We start from the raw sequence: 16,205 nt of genomic DNA, 5'->3' as shown, positions 1-16,205 counted from the left end.
GATGGAATCATTGATTCAAACATATTTGCCAAATGTTTATAAAATGGGTTGGGCTGGTCAGGCAGGCTGGGGAACAGCCATCTACCTAACCCTTTATATGACAGTTCTTTCCTTCGTCATCGGAGGTTTCTTGGGGCTTGTTGCAGGTCTCTTCCTTGTCTTGACAGCGCCAGGTGGTGTTTTGGAGAATAAGGTCGTTTTCTGGATTTTAGATAAGATTACCTCTATTTTCCGTGCGGTTCCTTTCATCATCCTCTTGGCAATCTTGTCTCCCCTTTCTCACTTGATTGTGAAGACAAGTATCGGGCCAAATGCAGCCCTTGTCCCACTTTCTTTTGCAGTCTTTGCCTTCTTTGCCCGTCAGGTGCAGGTGGTCTTGGCTGAACTGGATGGCGGTGTCATTGAGGCAGCTCAAGCTAGCGGAGCGACATTCTGGGATATTGTAGGTGTTTACCTATCAGAAGGTCTTCCAGATTTGATCCGTGTGACAACTGTGACCTTGATTTCCCTTGTTGGGGAAACAGCTATGGCCGGTGCGGTTGGAGCTGGTGGTATCGGTAACGTAGCCATCGCTTATGGATTTAATCGCTACAATCACGATGTGACTATTTTGGCAACCATCATTATCATTTTGATTATTTTTGTAATCCAATTCTTGGGAGATTTCTTGACCAAAAAATTGAGTCATAAATAAAAAAGAGCCGTGTGGCTCTTTTTTAGTAATCAGATTTTTTGTGCCAATTTTTTACTCAAGGCTTGTCCAATCAAAGCACCCACTAGGGCTCCGATGACAATACTTGCGATAAATAGAAGAACGGTTCCAGGGTTTGGCGCGACCATGATACGGTCAATATATTCTTGGGATTTTCCTCTTGCTAGAAGGGTTGCCATATAGGCTTTGGGAGTAATCCACATAAGTAGAATTGGTCCTGATGTGCTAAAGGCGAAAATAACGAAAGAAAGGAAATTCTTTGTTTGGTCCTTGTATTTTCCTAAATGAGCTACTCCATCTGCTAGGAGGCCACAGATAATTCCAGGAAGGAAGGCACCAGCACCGTGTTTAGATCCCAAGAAAAAGAAGGCCATGACAAGGCCGATAGTGGTAATGGCTCCAAAGCGCGGAATTTTTGCGACTAGGATCATATAGACGCTACCGCCGACAAGGGCAGTAAAGGCAGGCGCATAAAACATGTTTCCAGTTTGGTCAAAGAGATTGCCCAAAAGGACACCAATCCCCATGCAGAGGAAGTAAAGAACTGCAAAAAGCAGTGTAGTTAAGATAGATTTTTTCATGAATTGTCTCCTGATAATTTTCTCACAATTCTCATTGTACCACGGTTTGATGGGATTGTAAATGGGGAGAAAGTGTTATTGTTTGCTTGTCAAACTAAATTTTTTATAGATTTGTTAATAGTAGATGGTTAGATTGTTTTACTGTAAGGCTTAAACAAATTCAATCTTCGCCTATCTACTAAACAAACAACGTATTAAGGCTGCCCAACAACTTTTGCTTTCAACTAGTGACAGCATCGAAGATATTTGTTATGCTGTTGGTTACAGTAATGTTGGATATTTCTATAAAGTGTTCCGAAAATTGTGCGGAAAATCGCCAAAAGCCTACAGAAAACAGGTAGAAACTATACTATAAGATTTGTATTCCCTTACAAAAGGTGTTATAATATAAATAATAATATCAGGAGGTTCTATCATGAAAAAGAAACCGATTTATCTATGGGTCTTGCTAATCTTGTCTGCTCTTATTTCAGTTACGTCTCTGTTTGGAATTTTGAGTCCCTTACCTAGCAAAGAAGCCGTTCGTGCGAGTCAGAAAACTATTGAAGGGATTAGTGCTCAGCAATTAGAAGACCAGCTTAATTACACCTATAGAGTAGCAGAAGCATCTCATTCTATTTTTAATGTTGCCTTGATTGTGCTGTCTGCTATTTTAGTGGTAGTAGCGATTGTGTTCCTTGTTCGTAAAAATTTGCAATATGCAAATTATACTTATGTTGGCTATGTTTTATTAGCTATTATTGGTTCAATTTATAGCTATGTGGCTTTGCAAGACGCTGTCCAGTTGGTTAAAGATGAGACCATGCGTTTGACAATGAGTATTGGTTCAAAAGCTGTTAGCATTTTCTATATCGTAATCAATGTTCTTTTCCTAGCCCTTGTCTTCTATAAGATGTGGCGTCAACAGAAAGCCTTGGTAGAAGAAGAGGAAACAGAAGAACTTACCTAAGTATTGACAAAAAATAACTATCAAGTTACAATCTTGGTAGTTATTTTTCGATTATAGATAAAATCATGGAGGTACATATGAAGACAATTTCTTTAGTTTATATCAGTCTGAGTGGAAACACTGAGAGTTTTGTGACGCGCTTGAAAGATTATCTCTTGTCCCAGTACGAGGGAATTGAGGTTCAAAAGATTCATATCAAAGATTTGGTCAAAGAAGGCCAAGATTTCTATGAAATGGACCATCCTTATGTCGCTTTTTTGCCGACCTATCTCGAAGGTGGGAATGGCGTGGATAACGGAGATGTTGAGATTTTGACGACACCCGTGGGGGATTTTATCGCCTATGGTGACAATGCTAGTAAGTGTTTTGGAGTAGTTGGTTCAGGAAATCGTAACTTTAATAACCAATACTGCCTGACAGCTAAGCAATACAGTCAACGTTTTGGTTTCCCTGTATTGGCTGATTTTGAAATGCGAGGCATGCTAGGAGATATCAAATGTGTCGCAGCTATTATCGCAGATTTGTATGAGTTGGAAAGTTGAGCTGATAGCAATCTTTTCTAGAATGGTATCAATTATTAGAAGAAAGAAGTTATTATACACTCCTTTATAGTAGGGATAAAAATTACCGATAAACTTTTATATAAATGTTACTTGATATGGTTGTAAGATAAAAATATACCCTAAAAAATCCGAGAAGCTTTCTTCTCGGATTTTGATTATTTCAATTGATCTGTAATGTCTTTTGATAGCAACATTCCCAGATGGTAAGTTTTATTGATATATGCAATGACATCATTGATGTTTTCAGTCGTTTGAATTTTCTCTTTGATATCAGTCCTAAATGTTTCATCCTTTAAAAGTTGTTCTTGGTAGAGTTTTTGCAGTCTCTCTTTCTCGTACTTATTAAGCAGAAAAAGGAAAACCAAGCTAATTACAACGAGGATATAAGCATATTGGCTCATAGGATATCTCCCTGTATGATAAAGAAGTAGTAGTGAGTAGATTGAATTAGTGAAGCGCCTAACCAAATCACCATAGTTACGACGTTTTAGGACATAAATCAATCATATTTATGTCCTAAAACTAGTGAAGCACCTAGCCAAAGTCCGAATAGGATTTGGCGTTAGTTACTTAGATTGCTCCGCAATCAAGTAACTTTGGCGATTTACATCTTCTCTGGCGCTTCTACTCCAAGCAAGCGAAGGGCTTCTTTTAGAACGACTGCGGTTGCGTAGCTGAGGGCTAGACGGCTGTCGCGTTCTGGGCTTTCATCCAAGATGCGCGTATGTGCATAGTATTTGTTAAAGGTTTGAGCTAGGCTAATTGCAAATTTAGCAATGATAGAAGGTTCAAAGTTATCCGCCGCACGATTGATAATACGTGGGAAGTCTTGGATGAGTTTGATGATTTCCCAACTTTCAGCATCATTCAAGCTATAGTTGCTAGCTGTTTCTGGTTTGAAATCTGCTTTGCGTAAGATAGATTGGATACGAGCGTAGGCGTATTGAACGTAAGGTCCAGTTTCACCCTCGAAGGATACCATAGCTTCTAGGTCGAAGTCGTATCCATTTGTACGGTCGGTTTTGAGGTCATAGAATTTAATGGCTCCAACCCCAACAGCATGCGCTACTTGGTCTTTGTTTTCCAATTCAGGATTTTTAGCCTCGATTTGGGCTTTGGCACGACTAACGGCCTCTGCAACAGTAGGCTCTAGCAAGATGACATTCCCTTTACGAGTAGAGAGTTTTTTTCCTTCTTTTGTAACTAAACCAAAAGGAACGTGAGTAATATCGTTACTCCAGTCGTAGCCCATCTCTTGCAAGACGGCTTTGAGCTGTTTAAAGTGGGCAGATTGTTCTTGGCCAACGACATAGATAGATTTGGCAAATTGGTATTCATTTTTACGGTAAAGGGCTGCAGCCAAGTCACGTGTGATATAGAGAGTTGCACCATCGGATTTCTTGATGAGGGCTGGATGTTCAATTCCATATTTCTCAAGGTTGACAACTTGGGCACCTTCTGATTCAACAAGAAGGCCTTTTTCAGAAAGAATGTCTACAACTGCATCCATCTTATCGTTGTAGAAGGCTTCTCCATTGTAGCTGTCAAATTCAACCTTCAGTTCATTGTAAAGGCGGTTAAATTCCACTAAACTTTCATCACGGAACCATTGCCAAAGAGCGAGAGCTTCCTCGTCTCCATTTTCAAGTTTACGGAACCATTCGCGTGCTTCTTCATCCAAGCTAGGGTCATTTTCAGCTTCAGCGTTGATGCGGACATAGAGTTTAAGAAGTTCATCGATTGGATGAGCTTTTACAGCTTCTTCGTCGCCCCATTTTTTGTAGGCAACAATCAACATCCCAAACTGTTTACCCCAGTCTCCCAAATGGTTGACCTTGACGGTTTGATAACCGATTTTTTGGAAAATATGTGACAAGCTATCTCCGATAACAGTTGAGCGCAGGTGACCAATAGAGAATGGTTTAGCGATATTCGGACTAGACATGTCGATTACAACATTTTCTTGCTTGCCAATATGTTGGTCAGCATAGTGTTCTTTTTCAGTGATAACAGCTTGTAATACTTGAGCAGAAATGGTAGATTTATCAAGGAAAAAGTTGACGTAAGGTCCTGTTGCGACAACCTTTTCAAAGGCTTGGCTGTTAATTTTTTCAGCCAGTTCAGCAGCAATTATTTGAGGTGCTTTACGTTCGACTTTTGCAAGAGAAAAAGCAGGGAAAGCGATGTCTCCCATTTCTGAGTTTTTAGGGGTTTCCAGTAAATTTAAAATAGCCTCTTGGTCCAGGCTATCAATGACGCTAGCCAACTCGCTAGCAATCAATTCTTTTGTATTCATTAAGAGCTCCTTTTTGGACTTTTCTACTATTTTATCACAATTTTAAAGAAAGAAGAAAAAATTTTTGAAATCTCCTATTTTTTTGGTATAATATAGTTATAAAATTAGTTATAAATATGCATATAAGAGGATTTTATGAGAAAAAGAGATCGTCATCAGTTAATAAAAAAAATGATTACTGAGGAGAAATTAAGTACACAAAAAGAAATTCAAGATCGGTTGGAGGCGCACAATGTCTTTGTGACGCAGACAACCTTGTCTCGTGATTTGCGCGAAATTGGCTTGACCAAGGTCAAGAAAAATGATATGGTGTATTATGTACTAGCAAATGAGACAGAAAAGATTGATTTGGTGGAATTTTTGTCTCATCATTTAGAAGGTGTTGCAAGAGCAGAGTTTACCTTGGTACTTCATACCAAATTGGGCGAAGCCTCTGTTTTAGCAAATATTGTAGATGCAAACAAGGATGAATGGATTTTAGGAACAGTTGCTGGTGCCAATACCTTATTGGTCATTTGTCGAGACCAGCACGTTGCCAAACTCATGGAAGATCGTTTGCTAGATTTGATGAAAGATAAGTAAGGTCTTGGGAGTTGCTCTCAAGACTTATTTTTGACAAGGAGAGACGTACAATGACGACAGAAAAGCTATCACCCGGCATGCAACAGTATGTGGATATTAAAAAGCAATATCCAGATGCTTTTTTGCTCTTTCGGATGGGTGATTTTTATGAATTATTTTATGAGGATGCGGTCAATGCTGCGCAGATTCTGGAGATTTCCTTAACGAGTCGCAACAAGAATGCCGACAATCCGATTCCTATGGCGGGTGTCCCCTATCATTCTGCTCAACAGTACATCGATGTCTTGATTGAGCAGGGCTATAAGGTAGCTATCGCAGAGCAGATGGAAGATCCTAAACAAGCAGTTGGGGTTGTGAAACGAGAGGTTGTTCAGGTCATTACACCTGGGACAGTGGTCGATAGTAGTAAGCCGGATAGTCAGAATAATTTTTTGGTTGCCATAGACCGTGCTGGCAATCAATTTGGCCTAGCTTATATGGACCTGGTGACGGGTGACTTTTATGTGACAGGTCTTTTGGATTTCACGCTGGTTTGTGGGGAAATCCGTAATCTCAAGGCGCGAGAAGTGGTGCTGGGTTATGACTTGTCTGAGGAAGAGGAACAAATCCTTAGTCGTCAGATGAATCTGGTACTTTCCTATGAAAAAGAAGGCTTTGAAGACCTTCATTTACTGGATTCACGATTAGTAGCTGTGGAGCAAGCGGCATCTAGTAAGTTGCTCCAGTATGTCCATCGAACCCAGATGAGGGAATTGAACCACCTCAAACCTGTTATCCGCTATGAAATCAAGGATTTCTTGCAGATGGATTATGCGACCAAGGCTAGTCTGGATTTGGTTGAGAATGCTCGGTCAGGCAAGAAGCAAGGCAGTCTTTTCTGGCTTTTGGATGAAACCAAAACAGCTATGGGTATGCGGCTGTTACGTTCTTGGATCCATCGTCCTTTGATTGATAAGGAACGAATCGTCCAACGCCAAGAAGTGGTGCAGGTCTTTCTAGACCATTTCTTTGAGCGTAGTGATTTGACAGACAGTCTCAAGGGTGTTTATGACATCGAACGTTTGGCTAGTCGGGTTTCTTTTGGCAAAACCAATCCCAAGGACCTCCTGCAGTTGGCGACCACCTTGTCTAGTGTGCCACGGATTCGTGCGATTTTAGAAGGCATGGAGCAACCTACTCTAGCTTATCTCATCGAACAACTGGATGGAATCCCTGAGTTGGAGAGTTTGATTAGCGCAGCGATTTCTCCTGAAGCTCCTCATGTGATTACAGAAGGTGGTATTATCCGCACTGGATTTGATGAGACTTTAGACAAGTACCGTCGCGTTCTCAGAGAAGGGACTAGCTGGATTGCTGAGATTGAGGCTAAGGAGCGAGAAAACTCTGGTATCAGCACGCTTAAGATTGACTACAATAAAAAGGATGGCTACTATTTCCATGTGACCAATTCTCAACTGGGAAATGTGCCCGCTCACTTTTTCCGCAAGGCGACGCTGAAAAACTCGGAACGCTTTGGAACCGAAGAATTAGCCCGTATCGAGGGAGATATGCTGGAGGCGCGTGAGAAGTCAGCTAACCTAGAGTACGAAATCTTTATGCGTATTCGTGAAGAGGTCAGTAAGTACATCCAACGTTTACAAGCTCTAGCCCAAGGAATTGCGACAGTTGATGTCTTACAGAGTCTAGCAGTTGTGGCTGAAACCCAGCATTTGATTCGACCTGAATTCGGAGATGATTCGCGGATTGATATCCAGAAAGGGCGTCATGCTGTCGTTGAAAAGGTCATGGGGGCTCAGACCTATATTCCCAATACGATTCAGATGGCAGAAGATACCAGTATTCAACTGATTACAGGGCCCAACATGAGCGGGAAGTCAACCTACATGCGTCAGTTAGCCATGACGGCGGTTATGGCCCAGATGGGTTCTTATGTGCCAGCAGAAAGCGCCTATTTACCTATTTTTGATGCTATCTTTACCCGTATCGGAGCAGCAGATGACTTGGTTTCAGGTCAATCAACCTTCATGGTGGAGATGATGGAGGCCAATAATGCCATTTCGCATGCAACCAAAAATTCCTTGATTCTCTTTGATGAATTGGGACGTGGAACTGCAACTTATGACGGTATGGCTCTTGCTCAGTCCATCATCGAATACATCCATGAACATATCGGAGCCAAGACCCTCTTTGCGACCCACTACCATGAGTTGACTAGTCTGGAGTCTAGCTTGGAACACTTGGTCAATGTCCACGTGGCAACTTTGGAGCAGGATGGGCAGGTCACCTTCCTTCACAAGATTGAACCAGGTCCAGCTGATAAATCCTACGGTATCCATGTTGCCAAGATTGCTGGTTTACCAGCAGACCTTTTAGCAAGGGCGGATAAGATTTTGACTCAGCTAGAGAATCAAGGAACAGAGAGTTCTGCTCCCATGAGACAAACAAGTGCTGTCACAGAACAGATTTCACTCTTTGATACGGCAGAAGAGCATCCTATCCTAGCAGAATTAGCTAAACTGGATGTTTACAATATGACACCTATGCAGGCTATGAATGTTTTGGTCGAGTTAAAACAGAAACTATAAAAATAATCCCACTCATGCATTTGTGAGTGGGATTATTGCTATTACTTTCTATGCTCCAAGAGTTGATTGATATGGTCTACTTTTTTTGATGCTCTTTTATAGGAAATAGTCCAAATGATGAGGTAGACAATTGTAAACTCAAGAATGAGCTGGAGATAGAAAATCCAGTGGAAGGGGAACCAACCTGCTAGGGTTGCTAATGGGATAAAGCCTACTAGCATGAGGAAGAAATGGGTCAGAGTTGCACGGAGCAAGCTCCAGTCACGGCTGAATAATCGCTTGCCAAAGTTGAAGAGAATACCAATGGCTGCCCAGGTCAGTGTGCAGTAGAGCAAGACCAGGGCACCGTGAACCTGATGTTGAGCCATCACTTGGCCGATGAGAGAGTCGGAACTTAGTGGTGCGTAGGTATTTGGTGCATAAATGAGTGAAAAGATGATAGAGAGGATGAGGCCGATAAGAACACCAGTGACTGCATCGTGAAATACTTGTTTTTTCATAGTTCTAATTTCTCCTTGATGGTTTTTAGGTAACGGCGTGAAGAGTAGGTGAAGCTTTCGTTTTTCAAGAAAATTTCTACTAGGCCGTTGGGGGTGAGCTTGAGATGAGAGATGTAATCGATATTGATGATTTCTGATTGGGAAATTTGGATAAAATTGGTTGGCAGAATTTCAAGGACCTGATAGAGTCGCAAATCAATGCTGTAGGTCTGACTCGCCGTTTCTGCTAGAACCTTCCGATTCTCGATATAGAAGCGTTGTATCTTACCAACCTTAACTAGATAGACTTGATCATCAATCTTTCCTTTGATTGTTTCTTTTTGGTCAAGATTTTCTGCGAACTCGATGACTTTCTGGACTTTATCTGTCGGCTGAGGTGCTTGAACAATCAGCTTTTCCTCTTCGTAAGTTTCACTAATCTGTAGTTCTACTTTCATAAATTTCTCTCCTTGTTTTTCATACAAAATTGTGATCACTTCTTGTACACCTTTATTAAACACTATTTTACGACACCTAGCAAGGGACTTTGTCTATGTGGAGGGATTTGTATCCTATGTGGTGGAGCTTTTCTGTCCTATCTGAAATATGGTATAATAGCACTAATCAATTTCTAGGAAAATAGATACAGAAAGGGGCTGAAAAATGTCTCATATTATTGAATTGCCAGAGGTGCTGGCAAACCAGATTGCGGCAGGAGAGGTCATTGAACGTCCTGCCAGTGTGGTCAAAGAATTGGTAGAAAACGCCATTGACGCGGGTTCTAGTCAGATTATCATTGAGATTGAGGAAGCTGGTCTCAAGAAGATTCAAATCACAGATAATGGTCATGGAATTGCCCACGATGAGGTAGAGCTGGCTCTGCGTCGTCATGCGACCAGTAAGATAAAAAATCAGGCAGATCTCTTTCGAATTCGGACGCTTGGTTTTCGTGGTGAAGCTCTGCCTTCTATCGCATCCGTCAGCGTTTTAACTCTTTTTACAGCAGTTGAGGGCGCAAGTCACGGAATCAAGCTAGTCGCGCGTGGGGGAGAAGTTGAAGAAGTCGTCCCAGCGACTAGTCCTGTGGGAACCAAGGTTTGTGTGGAGGATCTATTTTTCAACACGCCTGCCCGCCTCAAGTATATGAAGAGTCAGCAAGCAGAGTTGTCTCATATCATTGATATTGTCAACCGTCTGGGCTTGGCCCATCCTGAGATTTCTTTTAGCTTGATTAGTGATGGCAAGGAAATGACACGGACAGCAGGGACTGGTCAACTGCGCCAAGCTATCGCAGGGATTTACGGTTTAGCTAGCGCCAAGAAGATGATTGAAATTGAAAATTCTGACCTTGATTTCGAAATTTCTGGCTTTGTGTCCTTGCCTGAGTTAACTAGAGCTAATCGCAACTATATCAGTCTCTTCATCAATGGCCGTTATATCAAGAACTTTTTACTCAATCGTGCTATTTTAGATGGTTACGGAAGTAAGCTCATGGTGGGACGTTTTCCACTGGCTGTCATTCACATCCATATCGACCCTTATCTAGCGGATGTCAATGTGCATCCTACTAAGCAAGAGGTGCGAATTTCCAAGGAAAAAGAACTGATGACGTTGGTTTCAGAAGCTATTGCAAATAGTCTCAAGGAACAAACCTTGATACCAGATGCTTTGGAAAATCTTGCTAAATCGACTGTGCGCAATCGTCAAAAGGTGGAGCAGACCATTCTTCCCCTCAAAGAAAATACTCTCTACTATGAGAAAACAGAGCCGACAAGATCTAGCCAAGCTGAGGTGGCTGATTATCAGGTGAATCTGACTGAAGAGAAACAGGATTTAACCCTGTTTGCCAAGGAAACCTTGGATCAATTGACCAAGCCAGCAAAACTGCATTTTGCAGAGAGAAAACCTGCTAACTACGATCAGCTAGATCACCCAGAGTTAGACCTTGCGAGTCTTGATAAGGCTTATGACAAGCTGGAGCGAGAAGAATCATCAAGCTTCCCAGAGTTGGAATTTTTCGGGCAAATGCATGGAACCTATCTCTTTGCCCAAGGGCGAGACGGGCTCTACATCATAGACCAACACGCAGCTCAGGAACGGGTTAAATATGAGGAATACCGTGAAAGCATTGGCAATGTTGACCAGAGCCAGCAGCAACTCCTAGTGCCCTATATCTTTGAATTTCCAGCGGATGATGCTCTGCGTCTCAAGGAAAGAATGGCACTTTTGGAGGAAGTGGGCGTCTTTCTAGCAGAGTACGGGGAAAATCAATTTATCTTACGTGAACATCCTATTTGGATGGCAGAAGAAGAGATTGAATCAGGCATCTATGAAATGTGTGACATGCTATTCTTGACCAAGGAAGTTTCTATCAAGAAATACCGAGCAGAGTTGGCTATTATGATGTCCTGCAAACGGTCTATCAAGGCCAACCATCGTATTGACGACCATTCGGCTAGACAGCTCCTCTATCAGCTCTCTCAATGTGACAATCCCTACAACTGTCCCCACGGACGTCCTGTTTTGGTGCATTTCACCAAGTCGGATATGGAAAAGATGTTCCGACGTATTCAGGAAAATCACACTAGTCTTCGTGAATTGGGGAAATATTAATACTCTTTGAAAATCTCTTCAAACCACGTCAACGTCCCCTTACCGTACTCAAGTACAGCTTGCGGCTAGCTTCCTAGTTTGCTTTTTGATTTTCATTGAGTATACAAAGTACAAAAAGTCTGGGAAAAATTTTCAAAATCAGAAAAACGCATAAAATCAGGTGTTCAAAAACCTTGATTCTATGCGTTTTATCATGGAAATATTTACTTTTTTTTCTTCCGAATACTCGTCAAAAATCTCTTTAAACTATGTCCGTTTTATCAGTAATCTCAAAATAGTGTTTTGAGCTAATTCTGCCAGTTTTGTCTGTAACATCGAAGCTGTGTCTTACCAATCTGCGACTGACTTCCTAGTTTGCTCTATGATTTTCATAGAGTATTAAATTGCGATTTTGCTTAGTTTCTTTATTCGTTTAAAAGTAGAGTCTGTTCTATGCATCCAATGTGCGAATTAGGTTGACCATTTCAATAGCTCCTTGTGCACACTCAGAACCCTTATTTCCTGCTTTAGTGCCAGCTCGCTCTATGGCTTGTTCAATTGTATCTGTCGTTAGCACACCAAACATAACTGGGATTTCGCTATTTAAACTGATTTGGGCGATTCCCTTAGATACCTCGCTACATACATAATCATAATGACTTGTACTACCTCTAATGACAGCTCCCAAGCAGATAATTGCATCATATTTTTTACTTTTTGCCATTTTTGATGCAATCAGTGGTATTTCAAAAGCTCCTGGAACCCAGGCTATTTCGATATCTTTCTCGTTTACATTCTCTCTTTTGAGATTATCTAGTGCTCCAGATAATAATTTTGACGTTATAAATTCATTAAATCTCGCTACAACAATACCGATTTTAATATCGTTCGCTACTAAATTACCTTCATAAGTGTTCATTTATTTTTCCTCCATATTTAAAATGTGACCCATTCGATTTTTCTTTGTCTTTAAATAAAAACTGTCGTAAGGATTAGCTTCTATTTCGATTGGTATTCTACTGGAAATGGTAATTCCATATTTTTCTAACTGTTCAACTTTGTCAGGATTATTTGTCAGTAAATGTAGTGACTGTAGTCCCAGGTCTTTAAGCATTTGTGCTCCAATATGATATTCTCTTAAATCACCTTCAAAGCCTAAGGCAAGATTGGCATCAAGCGTATCCATTCCTTGATCTTGTAAATGATAGGCTTTTAATTTATTGATAAGTCCAATTCCTCGTCCCTCCTGTCGTAAGTAAAGTAAGACACCTGAACCATTCTCAGCAATCATTTTCATAGCTTTATCGAATTGCTGTCCACAATCGCACCGTAAAGAGCCTAAAACATCCCCTGTTAAACATTCAGAGTGGACACGACATAATACATTGGCTTCGTCCTCTATATTTCCTATAATAAGAGCAAGATGATGTTCCCCATTTAATTTATCTATATAGCTAATTGCTTTGAAATTACCGTATCTAGTAGGCATATTGACAGTTGAAACTCGTTCTACCAGCTGATCATATATTTTCCTATATTCTTGTAATTCTTTGATGGTAATTAGTGGAATGTTGTGTTTCTTCGAGAACTGAATTAAATCATCTGTTCTCATCATTTTGCCATCATGATTCATTATTTCACAACATAGGCCACACTCTTTTAGTCCAGCTAATTTTAATAAATCAACAGTTGCTTCTGTGTGTCCATTTCTTTCTAGAACACCACCTTTTTTTGCAATTAAAGGAAACATATGTCCTGGCCTGCGAAAATCAGAAGGTGTTATATCTTCAGCTACACACATACGTGCGGTCAGTCCTCTTTCCTCGGCAGAAATACCTGTGGTCGTTTCTTTATAATCAATTGAAACTGTAAAAGCAGTCTTATGATTATCTGTATTGTTTTCAACCATAGGTGAAAGCATTAATTGATTAGCTAAACGTTCGCTCATAGGCATACAAATTAATCCTTTGGCATAAGTAGCCATGAAATTAACATTTTCAGTTGTAGCTGCTTGTGCAGAACAAATTAAGTCTCCTTCGTTTTCTCTATCCTTGTCATCTATAACAAGAACAAGTCGTCCCTTCTGCAATGCTTCTAATGCTTCTTGTATTTTTCGATATTCCATTGACTGATCATCCTTTCTGCTAAAATCCATTTTGATATAATAGTTCCTTAGATATTTCTGATTTTGGAGAGTTATCCATCAGTTTTTGCACATATTTACCTAAGATATCATTTTCAAGATTTACTGTACTCCCGACTTGTTTACTCTTAAGAATGGTTTGTTCCAAGGTATGAGGGATAACAGATACTGAAAAGTTTACTTTGGAGACTTTAGCGACAGTCAGACTAATGCCGTCAATTGTAATAGATCCTTTTTCAACTATTAAATCTAAAATTTCTTTTTGTGTGTTGATTTGATACCATACAGCATTATCATCTTTTTTTATTGACGAGATTTTTCCTGTACCATCAATGTGTCCTGTAACGACATGACCCCCAAGTCGACCGTTGACAGATAAGGCTCTTTCTAGATTTACCTCACTTCCATGTTTTAATAGAGTAAGAGCTGTTCGACTCCATGTTTCATTCATTACATCAACTGTAAAGGCTTGATGATTGAAATGAGTAACTGTAAGACAGATACCATTTACTGCTATACTATCGCCTAAATGAATATCCGTTAATATTTTTGAGGCTTTAATTGATAGTTTACAATTACGAGAGTCTTTCTGTATTCTTTCAACTTTTCCGATTTCTTCAATTATTCCTGTGAACATGGATAAATCACTTCACTTTCTATGAGATAGTCATCTCCTATTTGAGAAAAAGCATAAGGTTTCAAGCTAATAGCGTCATTTGGCAAAGAAATACCTTCGCCTCCGACAGGAAACTTGGCACGGCCTCCAAAAATTTTTGGTGCAATATATATTTTCAGATCATCAACAATTTGTTGTTCCAAAGCACTCCAATTCATTAGACTGCCCCCTTCTAGAAGTAGGATATCAATCTGCATGTTTCCTAGATGTTGCATTAAACTTGATAAGTCTATATGATTGCCTCTTTTCTTTATGGAAAGTATTTCACAGCCATGATTTTGATATAGCTTCATTTTATTTTTGTCTTCAGAGGAAGTGGCGATGTAAGTTTTAATATCATTTGCTGTTTTTACGATTTTAGAGGTAAGAGGAGTTCGTAAATGTGTATCGCATATGATACGGATAGGATTTTTCCCTTCCTCCAATCTACATGTTAGCAAAGGATCGTCTTGAATAACAGTATTGACTCCCACCATAATCGCACTGACATGGTGTCGTAACTGATGAACATGCTTTCTTGCCTCTTCTCCAGTAATCCATTTGGATTGATTTGTTTTAGTGGCTATTTTTCCATCCATTGTCATTGCATATTTCATAAAAACATAGGGTACATGCTGGGTAATATACTTTCTAAAACTTTTTATTAAGTTAAGACACTCATTTTCTAAAACTCCAACAGTAACTTGAAGATTATTTTCCTCAAGTATCTTTACTCCTTTTCCAGATACAATAGGATTACAGTCTAAACTTCCAATGACTACTCTTGTAATACCACTATCGATTATAGCATCTATACAAGGAGGTGTTTTCCCGAAGTGACAACAGGGTTCAAGTGTTACATAAAGCGTTGCTCCGACAGGGGATTCTCTACAGTTTTTAAGAGCATTTCTCTCAGCATGTGGGCCACCAAAAAACTCATGATATCCTTGTCCGATAATGTGATTATCTTTTACAATAACTGCGCCGACCATAGGATTGGGATTGACGTAACCAGCCCCTTTTTGTGCCAGTTTTATTGCTAATTTCATATATTCTGAGTCGCTCATCTCACTACCTCCAAAAAATATACCTTGAATAGGGGACTATTCAAGGCATACAAAAGAAAACTTATGCGATTAACAAAAATGCTCTGAAATGACAAGTAATCATTTCAGAGCACACAAAAAGCACAAATATACTTTTATCTTCTTTCATCCAGACTATACTGTCGGCTTTGGAATTTCACCAAATCATGCCTTTCGGCTCGTGGGCTATACCACCGGTAGGGAATTGCACCCTGCCCTGAAGATAGTTATTCAATTACAGATGATTATAGTACTTAATTTTGAATATGTCAACAGATAAACATAAATTATTTTTGATATACTGTATTTGTGATAATCAATTCTCGCTCCTCGGATAAAGAAAATATGATATACTAGATAAACGAAATAAGAGAAAAGGAAAACTATGTACGAATATCTTAAAGGAATCATTACCAAAATCACTGCCAAATACATTGTTCTTGAAGTCAACGGTATCGGTTATATCTTGCATGTGGCTAATCCCTATGCCTACTCAGGACAGGTCAACCAAGAAGCTCAAATTTATGTGCATCAGATCGTGCGTGAGGACGCTCATCTGCTTTATGGATTTTGCTCAGAAGACGAGAAAAAGCTCTTTCTCAGTCTGATTTCGGTTTCTGGGATTGGTCCTGTATCAGCTCTCGCTATTATCGCTGCCGATGACAATGCTGGCTTGGTTCAAGCCATCGAAACCAAGAATATCACTTATTTGACCAAGTTTCCTAAAATTGGTAAGAAAACAGCCCAGCAGATGGTGCTAGACTTGGAAGGCAAGGTAGTAGTTGCAGGAGATGACCTTCCTGTCAAGGTGGCAGTGCAAGCTAGCGCTGAAAACCAAGAATTGGAAGAAGCTATGGAGGCCATGTTGGCTCTGGGCTACAAGGCAACAGAGCTCAAGAAAATCAAGAAATTCTTTGAAGGAACGACAGATACAGCAGAGAACTATATCAAGTCGGCCCTTAAAATGTTGGTCAAATAGGAGC

The 16,205-nt window shown here is 40.2% G+C and carries 16 protein-coding genes, 1 pseudogene and 1 riboswitch; of the genes and pseudogenes, 8 read left to right on the top strand and 9 right to left on the bottom strand.

The genetic code is table 11. The annotated features are described in order from the left end of the window. The first annotated feature begins 1 nt into the window (after position 1). Positions 2-694, top strand: coding sequence for a methionine ABC transporter permease (locus FBF73_RS00850; RefSeq protein ID WP_136936669.1), 693 nt, complete (start codon positions 2-4; stop codon positions 692-694). A gap of 29 nt (positions 695-723) precedes the next feature. Here the strand turns inward: FBF73_RS00850 and FBF73_RS00845 are convergent, their stop codons facing one another. Then, positions 724-1,293, bottom strand: coding sequence for an MptD family putative ECF transporter S component (locus FBF73_RS00845; RefSeq protein ID WP_124787506.1), 570 nt, complete (start codon positions 1,291-1,293; stop codon positions 724-726). A 154-nt stretch (positions 1,294-1,447) separates the two neighbouring features. Here FBF73_RS00845 and FBF73_RS00840 point away from each other — a divergent pair. The 3 genes and pseudogenes from FBF73_RS00840 to nrdI form a co-directional block, all read left to right on the top strand. Then, positions 1,448-1,648, top strand: a pseudogene (locus tag FBF73_RS00840) (helix-turn-helix domain-containing protein); the annotation flags it as partial. Between the two features lie 60 nt (positions 1,649-1,708). Beyond that, entirely contained in the window at positions 1,709-2,242 is a 534-nt protein-coding gene (locus tag FBF73_RS00835; protein ID WP_136936668.1) for an ABC transporter permease, read from the top strand. A gap of 77 nt (positions 2,243-2,319) precedes the next feature. Then, entirely contained in the window at positions 2,320-2,784 is a 465-nt protein-coding gene (nrdI, locus tag FBF73_RS00830) for a class Ib ribonucleoside-diphosphate reductase assembly flavoprotein NrdI (RefSeq protein ID WP_136936667.1), read from the top strand. 176 nt (positions 2,785-2,960) lie between these two features. Here the strand turns inward: nrdI and FBF73_RS00825 are convergent, their stop codons facing one another. After that, on the bottom strand, positions 2,961-3,206 hold the full coding sequence (locus FBF73_RS00825; protein WP_049544515.1) for a hypothetical protein: 246 nt from the start codon (positions 3,204-3,206) through the stop codon (positions 2,961-2,963). A gap of 203 nt (positions 3,207-3,409) precedes the next feature. Beyond that, positions 3,410-5,101, bottom strand: coding sequence for an arginine--tRNA ligase (gene argS / locus FBF73_RS00820; RefSeq protein ID WP_136936666.1), 1,692 nt, complete (start codon positions 5,099-5,101; stop codon positions 3,410-3,412). Between the two features lie 135 nt (positions 5,102-5,236). Here argS and argR point away from each other — a divergent pair, with 135 nt between their 5' ends. Both argR and mutS read left to right on the top strand, forming a co-directional pair. Further along, positions 5,237-5,683, top strand: a complete 447-nt coding sequence (argR, locus tag FBF73_RS00815) for an arginine repressor (RefSeq protein WP_001231476.1) — start codon at positions 5,237-5,239, stop codon at positions 5,681-5,683. Positions 5,684-5,733: 50 nt separating this feature from the next. Further along, entirely contained in the window at positions 5,734-8,268 is a 2,535-nt protein-coding gene (gene mutS, locus FBF73_RS00810; RefSeq protein ID WP_136936665.1) for a DNA mismatch repair protein MutS, read from the top strand. A 41-nt stretch (positions 8,269-8,309) separates the two neighbouring features. Here mutS and FBF73_RS00805 read toward each other — a convergent pair whose 3' ends face one another. Together FBF73_RS00805 and FBF73_RS00800 are read right to left on the bottom strand one after the other, a co-directional pair. Further along, a complete protein-coding gene (locus FBF73_RS00805) occupies positions 8,310-8,768 on the bottom strand; it encodes a DUF3021 domain-containing protein (protein ID WP_136936664.1) in 459 nt (152 codons plus the stop codon). After that, the gene (locus FBF73_RS00800) at positions 8,765-9,205 is read right to left on the bottom strand and encodes a LytTR family DNA-binding domain-containing protein (RefSeq protein ID WP_049510494.1); all 441 of its coding nucleotides are present in this window, start codon (positions 9,203-9,205) and stop codon (positions 8,765-8,767) included. The genes FBF73_RS00805 and FBF73_RS00800 overlap by 4 nt, the downstream gene beginning before the upstream one ends. 205 nt (positions 9,206-9,410) lie before the next feature. Here FBF73_RS00800 and mutL point away from each other — a divergent pair, with 205 nt between their 5' ends. Next, positions 9,411-11,360: a DNA mismatch repair endonuclease MutL gene (gene mutL / locus FBF73_RS00790; protein WP_124787514.1), complete on the top strand. Its 1,950-nt coding sequence runs from the start codon at positions 9,411-9,413 to the stop codon at positions 11,358-11,360. Between the two features lie 430 nt (positions 11,361-11,790). Here mutL and ribE (FBF73_RS00780) read toward each other — a convergent pair whose 3' ends face one another. Genes ribE (FBF73_RS00780) through ribD form a run of 4 tightly spaced genes read right to left on the bottom strand, consistent with a single transcriptional unit; the run spans position 11,791 to position 15,204 of the window. Then, positions 11,791-12,258, bottom strand: coding sequence for a 6,7-dimethyl-8-ribityllumazine synthase (ribE, locus tag FBF73_RS00780; protein ID WP_124787515.1), 468 nt, complete (start codon positions 12,256-12,258; stop codon positions 11,791-11,793). Beyond that, positions 12,259-13,464 carry a bifunctional 3,4-dihydroxy-2-butanone-4-phosphate synthase/GTP cyclohydrolase II gene (locus tag FBF73_RS00775; protein WP_124787516.1) on the bottom strand — a complete coding sequence of 402 codons (1,206 nt, stop codon included), beginning with the start codon at positions 13,462-13,464 and terminating at the stop codon, positions 12,259-12,261. A 19-nt stretch (positions 13,465-13,483) separates the two neighbouring features. Continuing rightward, on the bottom strand, positions 13,484-14,119 hold the full coding sequence (gene ribE / locus FBF73_RS00770; RefSeq protein ID WP_119947911.1) for a riboflavin synthase: 636 nt from the start codon (positions 14,117-14,119) through the stop codon (positions 13,484-13,486). Then, positions 14,104-15,204, bottom strand: a complete 1,101-nt coding sequence (gene ribD, locus FBF73_RS00765) for a bifunctional diaminohydroxyphosphoribosylaminopyrimidine deaminase/5-amino-6-(5-phosphoribosylamino)uracil reductase RibD (protein ID WP_136936663.1) — start codon at positions 15,202-15,204, stop codon at positions 14,104-14,106. The genes ribE (FBF73_RS00770) and ribD overlap by 16 nt, the downstream gene beginning before the upstream one ends. 132 nt (positions 15,205-15,336) lie before the next feature. Continuing rightward, a riboswitch (FMN riboswitch) is annotated at positions 15,337-15,451 on the bottom strand. 156 nt (positions 15,452-15,607) lie between these two features. Between ribD and ruvA the strand changes: the two genes are divergently transcribed. Continuing rightward, entirely contained in the window at positions 15,608-16,201 is a 594-nt protein-coding gene (gene ruvA, locus FBF73_RS00760) for a Holliday junction branch migration protein RuvA (protein WP_125410853.1), read from the top strand. Positions 16,202-16,205: the final 4 nt, after the last annotated feature.

This window comes from Streptococcus mitis (assembly GCF_005144795.1).
Classification (GTDB): Bacteria; Bacillota; Bacilli; order Lactobacillales; family Streptococcaceae; genus Streptococcus; species Streptococcus mitis_BB.
Note: the sequence above shows the minus strand (reverse complement) of the source record. Positions and strands in the feature narration are given on the sequence as shown.